At 68.0% G+C, this 12746-nt stretch carries 18 protein-coding genes; 8 read left to right on the top strand and 10 right to left on the bottom strand.

Going from position 1 to position 12746, the window contains the following annotated elements; genetic code table 11:
- Positions 1–164 precede the first annotated feature (164 nt).
- From hisI to N878_RS00925, 6 genes are read left to right on the top strand one after another with little or no spacing between them, the layout of a single operon-like run.
- A complete protein-coding gene (gene hisI / locus N878_RS00950; RefSeq protein WP_021441807.1) occupies positions 165–566 on the top strand; it encodes a phosphoribosyl-AMP cyclohydrolase in 402 nt (133 codons plus the stop codon).
- Positions 559–891, top strand: coding sequence for a phosphoribosyl-ATP diphosphatase (locus N878_RS00945; RefSeq protein WP_021441806.1), 333 nt, complete (start codon positions 559–561; stop codon positions 889–891). The genes hisI and N878_RS00945 overlap by 8 nt, the downstream gene beginning before the upstream one ends.
- A gap of 27 nt (positions 892–918) precedes the next feature.
- Entirely contained in the window at positions 919–1152 is a 234-nt protein-coding gene (tatA, locus tag N878_RS00940; protein ID WP_011920744.1) for a twin-arginine translocase TatA/TatE family subunit, read from the top strand.
- Positions 1153–1155: 3 nt separating this feature from the next.
- Positions 1156–1485: a Sec-independent protein translocase protein TatB gene (tatB, locus tag N878_RS00935; protein WP_021441805.1), complete on the top strand. Its 330-nt coding sequence runs from the start codon at positions 1156–1158 to the stop codon at positions 1483–1485.
- On the top strand, positions 1482–2279 hold the full coding sequence (tatC, locus tag N878_RS00930; RefSeq protein ID WP_021441804.1) for a twin-arginine translocase subunit TatC: 798 nt from the start codon (positions 1482–1484) through the stop codon (positions 2277–2279). The genes tatB and tatC overlap by 4 nt, the downstream gene beginning before the upstream one ends.
- Positions 2276–2986, top strand: a complete 711-nt coding sequence (locus N878_RS00925; RefSeq protein ID WP_021441803.1) for a 16S rRNA (uracil(1498)-N(3))-methyltransferase — start codon at positions 2276–2278, stop codon at positions 2984–2986. Before tatC ends, N878_RS00925 begins: the two co-directional genes overlap by 4 nt.
- Before the next feature lie 31 nt (positions 2987–3017).
- Here the strand turns inward: N878_RS00925 and N878_RS00920 are convergent, their stop codons facing one another.
- Entirely contained in the window at positions 3018–3593 is a 576-nt protein-coding gene (locus N878_RS00920; protein ID WP_218186835.1) for a TetR/AcrR family transcriptional regulator, read from the bottom strand.
- Positions 3594–3679: 86 nt separating this feature from the next.
- Between N878_RS00920 and N878_RS00915 the strand changes: the two genes are divergently transcribed.
- Positions 3680–4177, top strand: a complete 498-nt coding sequence (locus N878_RS00915) for a DoxX family protein (RefSeq protein ID WP_021441801.1) — start codon at positions 3680–3682, stop codon at positions 4175–4177.
- Here N878_RS00915 and dtd read toward each other — a convergent pair.
- Both dtd and pip read right to left on the bottom strand, forming a co-directional pair.
- Positions 4140–4577 carry a D-aminoacyl-tRNA deacylase gene (dtd, locus tag N878_RS00910; protein WP_021441800.1) on the bottom strand — a complete coding sequence of 146 codons (438 nt, stop codon included), beginning with the start codon at positions 4575–4577 and terminating at the stop codon, positions 4140–4142. The genes N878_RS00915 and dtd overlap by 38 nt on opposite strands.
- The gene (pip, locus tag N878_RS00905; protein ID WP_021441799.1) at positions 4574–5545 is read right to left on the bottom strand and encodes a prolyl aminopeptidase; all 972 of its coding nucleotides are present in this window, start codon (positions 5543–5545) and stop codon (positions 4574–4576) included. Before pip ends, dtd begins: the two co-directional genes overlap by 4 nt.
- Positions 5546–5626: 81 nt before the next feature.
- Between pip and N878_RS00900 the strand changes: the two genes are divergently transcribed.
- Positions 5627–6064 carry a hypothetical protein gene (locus N878_RS00900; protein ID WP_021441798.1) on the top strand — a complete coding sequence of 146 codons (438 nt, stop codon included), beginning with the start codon at positions 5627–5629 and terminating at the stop codon, positions 6062–6064.
- 12 nt (positions 6065–6076) lie between these two features.
- On the opposite strand, the gene N878_RS00895 is transcribed toward N878_RS00900, so the two are convergent.
- From N878_RS00895 to N878_RS00865, 7 genes are all read right to left on the bottom strand, one after another.
- The gene (locus N878_RS00895; RefSeq protein ID WP_021441797.1) at positions 6077–6619 is read right to left on the bottom strand and encodes a lipocalin family protein; all 543 of its coding nucleotides are present in this window, start codon (positions 6617–6619) and stop codon (positions 6077–6079) included.
- An 11-nt stretch (positions 6620–6630) separates the two neighbouring features.
- Complete coding sequence (gene bamE / locus N878_RS00890; protein ID WP_021441796.1) at positions 6631–6882, bottom strand: outer membrane protein assembly factor BamE; 252 nt, start codon at positions 6880–6882, stop codon at positions 6631–6633.
- Between the two features lie 70 nt (positions 6883–6952).
- The gene (locus N878_RS00885) at positions 6953–7555 is read right to left on the bottom strand and encodes a DUF924 family protein (RefSeq protein WP_021441795.1); all 603 of its coding nucleotides are present in this window, start codon (positions 7553–7555) and stop codon (positions 6953–6955) included.
- A 4-nt stretch (positions 7556–7559) separates the two neighbouring features.
- The gene (locus tag N878_RS00880; RefSeq protein ID WP_021441794.1) at positions 7560–8567 is read right to left on the bottom strand and encodes a class 1 fructose-bisphosphatase; all 1008 of its coding nucleotides are present in this window, start codon (positions 8565–8567) and stop codon (positions 7560–7562) included.
- 158 nt (positions 8568–8725) lie between these two features.
- A complete protein-coding gene (gene estP, locus N878_RS00875; protein WP_021441793.1) occupies positions 8726–10564 on the bottom strand; it encodes an esterase EstP in 1839 nt (612 codons plus the stop codon).
- A gap of 87 nt (positions 10565–10651) precedes the next feature.
- Complete coding sequence (locus tag N878_RS00870) at positions 10652–12301, bottom strand: histidine kinase N-terminal 7TM domain-containing protein (protein WP_021441792.1); 1650 nt, start codon at positions 12299–12301, stop codon at positions 10652–10654.
- 200 nt (positions 12302–12501) lie between these two features.
- A partial coding sequence (locus tag N878_RS00865) for a DUF3999 family protein (protein WP_031302515.1) occupies positions 12502–12746 on the bottom strand: 245 nt, incomplete at its 5' end.

Genomic DNA, 12746 nt, shown 5'->3' with positions numbered 1-12746 from the left:
CGGCGCGGTGCAGGGTCTGGCGCCGCTGCTGGCGGCCTGGCCGGCCTGGTTGATGCTCGGCGGCGGGCTCTATCTGGTGCTGCGCCGATAGCCAGTCGGCCGCCGCACTGGCACACTTGGCGTATTGACGGGCCGCGGCCCGGCGCAGCAGACACGGAATCCCGATGAACGATTGGCTAGACGAAATCCACTGGAACGAAGACGGCCTGGTCCCGGCCATCGCCCAGGATCACCAGAGCGGCCGCATCCTGATGATGGCCTGGATGAACCGCGAATCCCTCGCCCTGACCGTGGCCGAACAGCGCGCCATCTACTGGTCACGCTCGCGCGGCAAGCTGTGGCGCAAGGGCGAGGAATCCGGCCACGTGCAGAAGCTGCACGAGCTGCGCCTGGACTGCGACGCCGACGTAATCGTGCTGATGGTCGAGCAGCTCGGCGGCATCGCCTGCCACACCGGGCGCGAGAGCTGCTTCTACCGCGTCTATGACAACGGCGGCTGGAAAATCGTCGACGCCGTGCGCAAAGACCCGCACGCCATCTATCACGCAGGACACCGCCATGAGTGACACCCTGAGCCGCCTGGCCGAGGTGCTGGAGGCGCGCAAGGGCGCCGCCCCCGACAGCTCCTACGTCGCCAGCCTGTATCACAAGGGCCTGAACAAGATTCTCGAGAAGCTCGGCGAGGAGTCGGTGGAAACCATCCTCGCCGCCAAGGACGCCGCCGCCAGCGGCGACTGCAGCGACCTGATCTACGAAACCGCCGACCTGTGGTTCCACAGCCTGGTGGTGCTCGCCGCCCTCGGCCAGCACCCGCAGGCCGTGCTGGACGAACTGGAGCGGCGCTTCGGCCTCTCCGGCCACGCGGAAAAAGCCGCGCGACCGCAAAACTGAACAACCCCTCACAACGGAGAACGCATCATGGGATTCGGTGGCATCAGCATCTGGCAACTCCTGATCATCCTGCTCATCGTGGTCATGCTGTTCGGCACCAAGCGCCTGAAGAGCCTGGGCTCGGACCTAGGCGACGCGATCAAGGGGTTCCGCAAGTCGATGGACAACGGCGAAGCCGAGAAACCGGCGGTGGAAGAGCCCAAGGGGCAGACCATCGACGCCCAGGCGCGCAAGGTCGAAGAGCCGGCGAAGAAAGACTGAGCCATGTTCGACGTCGGTTTCAGCGAACTGCTGCTGGTGGCCCTGGTCGCCCTGGTGGTGCTCGGCCCCGAGCGCCTGCCCGGCGCGGTGCGCACGGCCGGCCTGTGGATCGGCCGGATCAAGCGCAGCTTCAGCGCGATCAAGGCGGAGGTGGAACGCGAGATCGGCGCCGACGAAATCCGCCGCCAGCTGCATAACGAGCAGATCCTCGAACTGGAGCGGGAAATGAAGGCGATGAAGCAGGAGATCCTCGACCCTGCCGCCAAGCCTGCCAGCGAGCCCGCCAAGGCCGAGCCGGCGCCCACCAGCCAGGACACCCCACGCCAGCCATGAGCCGACACCCGGACGCCGACCAGGAAATGCCCCTGGTCTCGCACCTGACCGAGCTGCGCGCGCGCCTGTTGCGCTGCGTGGTGATCATCCTGCTGATCTTCGCCGGACTGTTCTACTTCGCCCAGGACATCTACGCCCTGGTGGCCGCGCCGCTGCGCGCCTACCTGCCGGAAGGCGCGACGATGATCGCCACCGGCGTCGCCTCGCCCTTCCTCACGCCGTTCAAGCTGACCCTGATGTGCGCGCTGTTTCTCGGCATGCCAGTGATCCTGCATCAGGCCTGGGGCTTCATCGCGCCAGGGCTGTACAGCCACGAGAAGCGCATCGCCGTGCCGCTGCTGATTTCCAGCATCCTGCTGTTCTACGCCGGCATGGCCTTCGCCTACTTCGTGGTGTTCCCGATCATGTTCGGCTTCTTCGCCAGCGTGACCCCGGAAGGGGTGGCGATGATGACCGACATCGGCCAGTACCTGGACTTCGTGCTCACCCTGTTCTTCGCCTTCGGCGTGGCCTTCGAGATTCCCATCGCCACCTTCCTGCTGATCTGGGTCGGCATCGTCGACGTCGCCACCCTGCGCAAGAGCCGCCCCTATGTGATAGTCGGCTGCTTCGTGGTCGGCATGGTGCTGACCCCGCCGGACGTGTTCTCGCAGACTCTGCTGGCGGTGCCGATGTGGCTGCTGTTCGAGGCCGGCGTGCTGGCCGGCAGCCTGGTCAAGCAGCGCAGCGAAGCCCAGGCCGACGCCGAGGACGAGGCCAAGCCCGAAGACCAGCCGCCCGCGCCGCTGCCGTGAACCTGCTGCTGCTGGAGGACGCCGACTTCATCGGCGCCGACCGTGCCCGCCTCACCGGCCGCCGTCTCAAGCACCTGCACGAAGTACACCGCGCCGCCGCTGGCGACCGCCTGCGCGTCGGCCGCCTCGGCGGGCAGATGGGCGAAGGCCGCCTGCTGGCCCTGGACGATGAGCACGCCGAACTGCAGGTTGCCCTCACCCAGGCGCCGCCGGCCAAGCTGCCGCTGACCCTGGTACTGGCCCTGCCCAGGCCGAAGATGCTCAAGCGCGTGCTACAGACCATTGCCGCCATGGGCGTGCCGCGCCTGGTGCTGGTCAACAGCTACCGGGTGGAAAAGAGCTTCTGGCAGACCCCCTTCCTCGAACCCGAAGCCATCCGCGAGCAACTGATCCTCGGCCTGGAGCAGGCGCGCGATACCCTGCTGCCCGAGGTGCTGATCGAAAAGCGCTTCAAGCCCTTCGTCGAGGATCGTCTGCCTCTGCTTGCCGCCGGCACGCTCGGCCTGGTCGGCCATCCCGGCGACCATCCGCCCTGCCCGCGCGCGGTTTCAGGCCCGGTGACCCTGGCCATAGGCCCGGAAGGCGGCTGGATCCCCTACGAGGTGGCGCTGCTGGGCCAGGCCGCGGGCCTGCAACCGGTGCAACTCGGCGAGCGCATCCTGCGGGTGGAAACGGCGGTACCGGCGCTGCTGGCGCGGCTGTTCTGAACCCGCGCCCATCCCGAATGATCGCGACGGGCTAGGCGCCCCCCAATCCGGCGACGAACAACCCGGTCACCGCCTGGGCGGCGGCCTCTGCGTCCTGTCCAGGGAGCTGGTCGTCCAGCAGCAGCTGCGCCAGCCCATGCACCAGGCTCCAGGCCGCCAGGCTGGCGGTCGCCAGGTCCTGGCCTGGCGCCACGGCCTGCACGCTGGCCCCGAGCTGGCGGTAGAGGGCTTGCGCCGCCTGCTGCAACTGCGGGTAGCGCTGTTTGTCTGCCACTCCGCCGAACATCAGGGCGAAACGCCCCGGCTGCTCCAGGGCGAAGGCCACGTAGCACTGCCCCAATGCCTGCAGGCGCGATGCCGGCAGCAGCGCCATGCGCCGACTCAGTTCGGCGAACCCCTCGGCGGCCAGCGCCGCCAGCAAGGCATCGCGATCGGCAAAATGCCGATAGGGCGCGTTATGCGAAACCCCGGCCCGGCGCGCCACCTCGCGCAAGCTGATCGCAGCCGCGCCACCCTCGCCCAGCAGCTCGCCGGCCGCCGCCAGCAGAGCGCAGCGCAAATCGCCATGGTGATAGGCGCGAATGCCCTCTTCTTCACATGTTGACACCAGCAACATCCCCTCTAATATGTTGGCAACGCCCACATCATGCCCACAGCGGGCAACGGGCACCAGCTCCGCTCGGAGGAACCGTCATGCTATTCGTTGCCCTGTTGCTGGTTTTCAGCCTGCTCGCCGCGGTGCCCGTGCGCCTGGGTCTGCCCGGACCGACAAGCTGGCCGAAGCGAATGCGCCTGGCCCTGGCATTGGCCCTGCTGCTGATCGGCGCGGATCACTGGCTGACTCCGGCACGCTACCTGGCGATGATGCCGCCTTACCTGCCCTGGCACCTGGAGCTGGTACTGCTGACTGGCGCCTGCGAGATCGCTGGCGCACTCGGCCTGCTCTGGCCGCGCACACGCAGGCTGGCGGGGGGACTGCTGGCGCTGTACTTCGTCTGCGTGTTTCCGGCCAACCTGCACAACGCCCTGCATGGCCTGCAGGTCGACGGCCTGCCCAGCGTGCAGTGGTACTACTGGCTGCGCCTGCCGTTCCAGCCGCTGATCATCCTCTGGACGCTGTATGCCGCCGAATGGCTGCACTGGCCGCAGCCGTTCAGCTCTCGAGGAGAAAGGTCACCGGCCCATCGTTGACCAGGTGCACCTGCATCTCAGCGCCGAAGCGGCCGCTGGCGACCTGCGCATGCTGCGCCCGCGCCTGTTCGAGCAGCAGATCGAACAGGGCCTGGCCCTGGGCCGGCGCTGCGGCGCTGGAGAAACTCGGGCGCAGGCCGCTCTTGGTGTCGGCGGCCAGGGTGAACTGCGAGACCAGCAGCAGGCCGCCCTGCACGTCCGTCAGCGACAGGTTCATCTTGCCGGCCTCGTCGCCAAACACCCGGTAGTTGAGCAGCTTGTGCAACAGCTTGGCGACGCTGCCGGCATCGTCCTGCGGTTCGACGCCGACCAGCGCCAGCAGGCCCCGGTCGATGGCGCCGACCACCTCGCCCGCCACCTCGACACGCGCGGCGCTGACGCGCTGGATCAGCGCCTTCATGCTTCGTCCGGGGCCAGGTCGAGCAAGCGCCGCGCCATCTGCTCGGCGGCGCGCACCAGGGCATCAATGATGCCCGGCTCGGCCGCCGAGTGGCCGGCGTCGCGGATGATCTGCAGCTCGCTGTTGGGCCAGGCCTGGTGCAGCGCCCAAGCGTTGTCCAGCGGGCAGATGGCGTCGTAGCGACCGTGCACGATGATGCCCGGCAGGTGGGCGATCTTCGGCATGTCGCGCAGCAGTTGATCGGGTTCGAGGAAGGCCTGATTGACGAAGTAATGGCACTCGATGCGGGCGATCGACAGCGCGCGGTGGGCCTCGCTGAAGCGCTCGACCACCTGCGGGTTGGGGCGCAGGGTGGCGGTGCGCCCCTCCCAGGTCGACCAGGCCTTGGCCGCGTGCATCTGGGCGATCTGGTCGGCGCCGGTGAGGCGCTTGTAGAAGGCCTGCATCAGATCGCCGCGCTCCTCCGCCGGGATCGGCGCGAGGTAGTCCTCCCAGTAGTCGGGGAACAGGCGGCTGGCGCCCTCCTGATAGAACCAGTGGAACTCCTGCGGCCGGCACAGGAAAATGCCGCGCAGGATCAGCCCGTGCACCCGCTGCGGATGCGCCTGGGCGTAGGCCAAGGCCAGGGTCGAGCCCCAGGAGCCGCCGAACAGCACGAACTTGTCTATCCCCAGGTGCTCGCGGATACGTTCGATATCGCCGATCAGCGCCTGGGTGCTGTTGCCCTCCAGGCTCGCGTGCGGCGTCGAGCGGCCGCAGCCGCGCTGGTCGAAGGTGACGATGCGGTAGTGGTTGGGATCGAAGTAGCGGCGGCTGGCAGCATCGCAACCGGCGCCGGGCCCGCCATGGATGAACAGCACCGGCAACCCGTCCGCCGACCCGCTCTCGTCCACGTAGAGGACATGAGGCGGCTCGACCGCCAGCTCGTGGCGGGCGTAGGGTTTGATCTCCGGATACAAAGTCTGCATGGTGGGGCTCCTGGCTCGATGGGCTACAACTGCCGTGTTCCGCTCTGCCGGGCATCATAACCATGAAAAAGGAGTTTCAGCATGCCGATACGCGTTCCGACCTGGCCCCTGGCGCTGTTTTTCGCCCTGCTGCTGGGCGGTTGTGGCGGCAAGGACGACCCGCAGGCGGCGCTGGAAGCGGCCGTGCAGCAGTTGCAGGACAATATCGAAGCCAAGGACACCGGCGCGGTGATGGCGCAGCTGCACCCCGACTTCCTCGCCCGCCAGGAACTGGACCGCGAGTGGGCCAAGCGCACCATGACCCTGCTGTTCCTGCGCCACAAGAACATCCAGGTGATCGCCCTGGGCAAGAACAGCTGGATCGATGCCGCGATCGCCAGCAAGGGTCATACCCAGGCCCAGGTCGGCCTGAGCGGCGCCGAGGGCTTGATCCCCGACAGCGCGCGGCACTATGCGGTGCAGCTGGAATGGTGGCTGGAAGATGACCAATGGAGGCTGGCGCGGCTGGACTGGGAGTAGCCCGGCAGGCCCCTAGTCGGCCTGGCGCCAGATCAGCTCGGCGGTGTCGTAACCCTGCTCGCGCGCCACGGCGAGCAGCTTGTCGCGGGTGGCGGCGTCCACTTGCGGGGTGCGCGACAGCAGCCAGAGGTAGTCGCGCTCGGGATGGCCGACCAGCGCGACGCGGTAGTCGTCATCGCGGTACAGCACCCAGTAGTCGCCCTTGATCGGCAGCAGCTTGCTGGCCCAGTTGTCGAAGCGCACCCAGAGCTTGTCGGTACGGCCTTCGACTTGCGCTTCGGCAACGCCCCGAACCTCCTGCCACTCGCCGTCGTCGTCACGGCAGCGGTTGGTCACCTCGATACGGCCGTCGTCACGCAGGCGGTAATGCGCCTCGGACTGCACGCAATTGCGCTGGAAGAACATCGGCAGCCGCGCCAGCTCGTACCAGGTGCCCTGGTAGCGCTGCAGGTCGACCTGCATGGTTTGCGGCGGCTCCGGAGGAATGTGGCCGGTGCCCGAGTTGGCACAACCGACGAGCGCGAGCAGCGCGCTGGCAAGCATGATCGAACGCATGCTGACTCCCTTTACTTGAGGCCCTTGCCGGAGAACATCAGCACCTTGTCGCCGGCGTACTGCACGCTGATGAAGCTCTTGTCGTCGCCCCAGGTGCAGCTGGACATGCCCAGGGCGCCGGCGCACTCGCCCGGCGCGCCGAGCAGGCTTTCCACCTCGTCCTTGCTCATGCCGGCCTTGAGCTTGGCGTAGTTTTCCTGGTTGACCTTGCTGCAAGCGGCCAGCAGGCAGCAGGCGAGCAGCGCGACGACACGCATCGACATGGATGAAACTCCTGGAGGACATGGACGCGACAAGCTTGGCATAGCAGGCCGCAACGTGCCCGATTGGAGTTCAGAAACGTGAGCCGGGTTCCCGCAGGAAGGCCTGCTCTTCGTCGCTCGAAACGCGGCCGAGGATGAGGTTGCGATGGGGGAAGCGGCCGAAGCGGGCGATTACCCGCCGATGGCGCTCGGCGAAGTCGAGAAAGCCGGCGAACAGGCTGCGCTCGTCCACAGCCGCCTGCTCGTGCAAGCCGCGAAACAGCTCGACGGCGCGATCCTGCAGGACCAGGTCCTCGGCATGTTCGAAGACGATATAGGCAAAGACCCGCTCGATAAGCGTCAACTGGCGATCCAGGCCCTGTTCAAGCCCTTGCTGCAGCAGCGCCCGGGCCAGCGGGTCGCCGGCGAAGGCGCGCGGGGTGTCGCGGAAGATCATCCGCGGCAGCTGGTCGAGCAGGATCAGCCTGGCCAGCCAGCCCGGCGCCGTGACCTGCCAGCCCTGTAGCTCGCCGTCCAGGGCCTGTTCGACCAGCGCGGCGAAGCGCTCGCGGGCCTCTTCGTCCTGGCTGTCGCGCTTGCCGAACCACAGCCCCTGGCGCGCCGCCGCCACCTCGGCGGCCGTGCCGGGGGCGGCGCCGAACCACCAGTCGAGCAACGACTGCCAGGGCTGCACGGGATCAACCGCGGTGGTAGGCGGTGACGCGCAGCACCTCTTCCTTCGAGCCGAGGAACACCGCCACGCGCTGGTGCAGGGACTCCGGCTGGATGTCGAGGATGCGCTGGGTGCCGTTGGTGGCGACGCCGCCGGCCTGCTCGATGATCATCGACATCGGGTTGGCCTCGTACATCAGGCGCAGCTTGCCGGGTTTTTCCGGCTCGCGGGCGTCGCGCGGGTACATGAACACGCCACCGCGGGTGAGGATGCGGTGCACATCGGCCACCATCGAGGCGATCCAGCGCATGTTGTAGTTCTTGCCCAGCGGCCCGGTCTCGCCGGCCAGCAGCTCGGACACGTAACGCTGCACCGGGGCTTCCCAGTGGCGCTGGTTGGACATGTTGATGGCGAACTCCTTGGTCGCCTCCGGCACCCGGATATTGTCGTGGGTCAGCACGAAGGAGCCCAGCTCGCGGTCCAGGGTGAAGCCCTTGACGCCGTCGCCCAGGGTCAGCATCAGCATGGTCTGCGGGCCGTAGATGGCGTAGCCGGCAGCAACCTGCTGGGTGCCCGGCTGGAGGAAGGCATCCTCGCCGAGGTCGCCGGTATCGCCGTTGCGCTCCGGGCAGCGCAGCACCGAGAAGATGGTGCCGACCGAGACGTTGACGTCGATGTTGCTGGAGCCGTCCAGCGGGTCGAACACCAGCAGGTAGGCCCCCTTGGGGTACTTGCCGGGAATCTGGTAGGCGTTGTCCATTTCCTCGGAGGCCATGCCGGCCAGGTGGCCGCCCCACTCGTTGGCTTCCAGGAGGATCTCGTTGGACAGCACGTCGAGCTTCTTCTGCACCTCGCCCTGCACGTTCTCGCTGTCGAGGCTGCCGAGCACGCCGCCGAGGGCGCCCTTGGACACCTGATGGCTGATCGCCTTGCAGGCACGCGCCACGACTTCGATGAGGAAACGCAGATCGGCCGGGGTGTTGTGGCTGCGAGTCTGCTCAATCAGGTAGCGGCTCAGGGTGACGCGGGACATGGACGGCTCCGGAAAGGGAAAAAATCGCGCGCAGTTTAACCCGTTCGCGGCGCGGCCGCCTCCCCGCGGCCGCGGCGGAACCCGAGAAACTGACGGAACGTGCAGCTGGCCATATGCCCGCGCGCGCCGCCGGCGCGCGCGGGCAGCGGCCGGAGCGACTAGAGGTCCAGCGACAGCGCCAGGTTCAGGCCGTGCTGGACTTCGTCGTCGGCATGCCGGTAGCTGTAGCTGCCGCGCAACGACAGGCCATTGCCCAGGCTGTGGCTGACGCCCAGGTGACCGCGCAGGCCGCGATCGTCCGGCTGATAACCGGGCAGCTCGAAGTCGATCCCCGGCAGACTGTTGAGGCTCATGCGCACCTCGCTGGCGTCGTCCTCGTATTCGCGCTCCATCGCCAACTCGCCGAACAGGCGGGTCTGCGGCGTCAGGTCGTACAGCCCCTGGAAGCCGAAGCCGAGGCGCCGGGACTTGCGCTCCTGGTCGTCATAACTCAGTGCCGTGGAGCGCTGGCCGTCCTCGGCATAGCCGTCCACGTCGATATGCACGTAGTCGGCGCTGACGAAGGGGCTCAGGTGCCACTGGCTGCCCGGCTGGGCGATGTCGTAGCCGAAACGGCCGCTGAAGGCCCAGAGTTGGCCGTCGGTATCGCCCTTCTCCGAGTTGGTGGACGGCCCGATGGCGAACTGGCGCTTGAGGTCGTGGTAATCCAGGTGACCGGCGCTGGCGGCCAGATCACCCCACCAGCGGTTGTGCTGGTACTGGGCGAATGCGGTGCCGATGTAGCTGCGCAGGTCGTAGTCGGAATCCGCCGCGCCGGCCTCCAGGCTCTGCTGGTAGAGCCCGGCGGCCAGGCCCAGGCGCCAGGCCTCGTCGAGGCGGTAGTTAGCGCCGAAGTTGAGGCTATAGCCGTTGCCGTCGGCATCGCCGCCGTGCAGGTCGTAATCCAGGCGCTGGCCGCCGCCGTTGACGAAGGTGCGCCACTGGCCGACGCCTTGCCAGGCCCCCCAGTCGGCCAACCACTGGGCGCGCAGCTGATCCTGATGGCCGCGCAGGATGCCCAGGGCCATCTCAGGCAGCAGGGTGACCTCCCAGGGCGCGGCGAGCAGCGAATAGGCGTAGTCGGCGATCAGCCGCTGGCCGGCGATGGTCGGGTGCACGCTGTCGTTGAACAGCAGCTTGGTCGGATCGGGATTGCTGCCGTTGAGGCCATAGATCGGGTTGGGATTGCTGCAACCGTCGAAGCAGGTGCCGATCACCGTGTCGCGATCGGCGACCAGGCCGTAACGCCCCGGATCGCTGAGGATCTCGGCGAGATTGAGCGGGATGTTCAGCGGAATCACGTTGGCATCGACCGTGGCCAGCTGCAGCACCAGCTCGTCGTTGAAGTCGGCGCCGAGCGAGGTCACCAGATCCTGCAGGCCGCCGCCGAAGAAGTTCGGCGTCAGGCCGATGTCCGGCAGCAACCAGACCATGATGTAGCGCGCCCCGGCCTGCTGCAGCGTCTCCACGCTGTCGACCAGACGCCCCGCGGCGGCCTGGGCGCTGACGGTGTCGACCACGCGGAATTGGAGGAAGTCGTTGCCGCCGCCGGTCAGGTAGTACAGCGCGTTGGGGTCGGCACGCCCGCCGGTGGAGGCCAGATAACCGCCGGGGCCGCTGATGGTGCCGAGAATCTCGTCGGTGCGGTAACCGCCGACCGCCCAGTTGTTGCCGCCCTCGGCCGAGTTGGCCGGGCCCAGGCCGCCGAGACCGAGCGCATCGCCCAGCAGCATGGGCGCCACTGGGCCGAAGATTTCGCCGCTGCCATCCTGGTAGGTCGGCCCGACGCGGTTGGTGAAACGGGTGGTGGCGCCCGCGGGGCCATCGGGGTCGGCGAACCAGCCGGCGTCGCTGAGGCTGTCGCCGAACACATGGAAGGCGCTGTAGGGCGCGGCACAAAGCGGGGTGGCACTGGCCAGCAGGCAGGCGGCCGCCAGCGGGGTTAGAAGACGTTTCATGGCGAGTCCTTATTGTTGTTGGTATGAACCGCCCAGCAAATGTAGCGATTGTTGCGGCGAAAAACACCTATCTAGTGGTGATTGCGTTCAATGCGCGAGGGCCAGCTGCACCCGGTTGCGGCCGTTGCGCTTGGCCGTGTAGAGCGCCACATCGGCGGCCTGCAGCAGGCCGTCGAGCTCTTCGCCATGGGCCGGCCACAGAGCGATGCCGGCGGACAGGGTCACCGGCAGCGCGCCGATGCGCGTTGGTTGACCGATCTGCGCCAGTTGCGCGCGCAGCGACTCCAGCCGGCTGGTCGCGGCCGCCGCATCCAGCCCCGGCAGAATCAGCAGGAACTCCTCGCCGCCGATGCGGAACACCGCGTCGGTGCTGCGCAGGTTGTCCAGCAGGTGCTGGGCCACGGCCTTGAGCACGTCGTCGCCGACCAGGTGGCCGCACTCGTCGTTGAGCCGCTTGAAGTGGTCGAGGTCGATCAGCGCCACGGCCAGCGGCACCTGCTCGCGCTGGGCGCGGGACAGTTCGCGGGCGAAGAACTCGTCCAGGTAGCGGCGGTTGTACAGCCCGGTGAGCGGATCGCACAGGGCCTGCTCGCGCAATTGCTCGTGCAGGCTGCTGATGGTGCGCAGGCGCTCCTCGCTGAGGGCCAGGGCCTCGGCCAGCTTGAGTTCGCTGAGCTGGCGCTGGGTGACGTCGCGCACGTAGAGCATATGGCCGAGCAGCACCGGGCCGTGGCGGGTGGCGCGCTCGATGGCGCGCACGCGCACCTCGTAGTAGCGCGCCGCGCTGGTCAGGGTCAGCGGCAGGCTCGGGTCGGCGCCGGCCTGTTCATCGAGCAGCTGCTGCAGGTCGGCGCCGAACACCGGCCAGTCGCCCAGCTCACGGCCCTGCCAGCCCTGCTGCAGGCCGGCCAGCTTGAGCGCCGCCGGGTTGGCCTCGATCACCCGCCCGCGCGGGTCGACCACCAGCACCGGGTCGAGCAGCGCCTCGAGCAGCAGGTGACGGGCCACCGGCAGCAGATCGAACAGGCGCACGCCGACGATCAGCCAAGAGAAAGCCCCCAGGGTGAAGGCGAAGCTGAAGGGCGTGGGATCGAAGCCGAACAGGGTCCAGCCGAACACCACGTAACCGACGTTAGCCACCCAGGGCACGGCGGTGACCAGCGCGAACGCCAGGTAGTGCCGGCGGTGCAGGCCCTGGCTGAGCGCCGCGGCGCGGGTCACCACGCCCATGCAGAAGGCCATGAACAGGTAGACGTAGACCGCCGTGGCGTAGAACAGCGGGCCGTGCTGATAGCGCACCGGTGCCCCCGGGCTGGCGTCAATCGGCGCGCTGCCGGCGCCGTAGAACAGGCCGTGCCAGGGGTTGCTCAACGCCAGGGCCCAGACCAGCAGCGGCACCAGGCTGAGGCCGAGGATGCTGCTGCGCGCCAGCGGCGTGCGCATGCTGTTGACGTATTGCCAGAGGAACACCGCCCAGAAGGTCGGCGTGGAGACGATGCCCGGCCAGGCCATGCTGGCCCAGAACATCTTGCATTCGGCGGCGAAAAAGCTCATTTCCAGCGCCGCGGCGGCCATCCACCAGAGGCTGGCCAGGTGCAGCAGGATGAAACTGTCGCGTCCGGGAAAGTCGCGCTGGCGGGTCACCCAGTGCGCCAGCAGGATCACCCCGAAGCACACCAGCAGGGTCATCAGCACCGGCGGCGACAGGTTCCAGGCGGAAGCCAGGCAGGCCTGCATCAGCACGCTCTCCACAGCGGTTGCAGCGGGGAAACGAGCGCCTCGCCGCGCGCGGGGGCGACGGCATATGACAACGGGGCGATGACGCGACTCGAAATACGCAAGGGCCTTCCTGACCTCAACTCCTGGCTCGGCGCAAGGCGCCTAAGATACTGCAAAACCCCTGCTGCAACAGGGGTTTATTCGCTCCGCACATACGCTCAGGCGTTTGGCGGGCGACGCAGCAGACTGGCGGCCATGGTCGCCAGCAACCCAACTCCCAGCAGCAGTACAGCCCAAAGTCCGAAGTGCTGCCAGTCGCGTGGCGGCTCGCCGCTCGCCGGCTGCGCCTGACTGGCCAGCTCGCCCAGTTCGGCACGCCCCAACCCGGCCAGACGCTCGGGACGGTAGCCGGGAATCAGGCTGGCCAGCGGCAGCGCCGCCGACTGCGCGCCGGCGTGGCCCA

This window comes from Pseudomonas sp. EGD-AK9 (genome assembly GCF_000465935.2).
Classification (GTDB): Bacteria; Pseudomonadota; Gammaproteobacteria; order Pseudomonadales; family Pseudomonadaceae; genus Aquipseudomonas.
Note: the sequence above shows the minus strand (reverse complement) of the source record. Positions and strands in the feature narration are given on the sequence as shown.

Excerpts from the sequence above, each read along its gene's own strand:
- hisI (WP_021441807.1), top strand. The coding sequence starts at position 165 with ATGAACGATTGGCTAGACGAAATCCACTGGAACGAAGACGGCCTGGTC.
- N878_RS00945 (WP_021441806.1), top strand. The coding sequence starts at position 559 with ATGAGTGACACCCTGAGCCGCCTGGCCGAGGTGCTGGAGGCGCGCAAG.
- tatA (WP_011920744.1), top strand. The coding sequence starts at position 919 with ATGGGATTCGGTGGCATCAGCATCTGGCAACTCCTGATCATCCTGCTC.
- tatB (WP_021441805.1), top strand. The coding sequence starts at position 1,156 with ATGTTCGACGTCGGTTTCAGCGAACTGCTGCTGGTGGCCCTGGTCGCC.
- tatC (WP_021441804.1), top strand. The coding sequence starts at position 1,482 with ATGAGCCGACACCCGGACGCCGACCAGGAAATGCCCCTGGTCTCGCAC.
- N878_RS00915 (WP_021441801.1), top strand. The coding sequence starts at position 3,680 with ATGCTATTCGTTGCCCTGTTGCTGGTTTTCAGCCTGCTCGCCGCGGTG.
- dtd (WP_021441800.1), bottom strand. The coding sequence starts at position 4,577 with ATGAAGGCGCTGATCCAGCGCGTCAGCGCCGCGCGTGTCGAGGTGGCG.
- pip (WP_021441799.1), bottom strand. The coding sequence starts at position 5,545 with ATGCAGACTTTGTATCCGGAGATCAAACCCTACGCCCGCCACGAGCTG.
- N878_RS00900 (WP_021441798.1), top strand. The coding sequence starts at position 5,627 with ATGCCGATACGCGTTCCGACCTGGCCCCTGGCGCTGTTTTTCGCCCTG.
- N878_RS00895 (WP_021441797.1), bottom strand. The coding sequence starts at position 6,619 with ATGCGTTCGATCATGCTTGCCAGCGCGCTGCTCGCGCTCGTCGGTTGT.
- bamE (WP_021441796.1), bottom strand. The coding sequence starts at position 6,882 with ATGTCGATGCGTGTCGTCGCGCTGCTCGCCTGCTGCCTGCTGGCCGCT.
- N878_RS00880 (WP_021441794.1), bottom strand. The coding sequence starts at position 8,567 with ATGTCCCGCGTCACCCTGAGCCGCTACCTGATTGAGCAGACTCGCAGC.
- estP (WP_021441793.1), bottom strand. The coding sequence starts at position 10,564 with ATGAAACGTCTTCTAACCCCGCTGGCGGCCGCCTGCCTGCTGGCCAGT.
- N878_RS00870 (WP_021441792.1), bottom strand. The coding sequence starts at position 12,301 with ATGCAGGCCTGCCTGGCTTCCGCCTGGAACCTGTCGCCGCCGGTGCTG.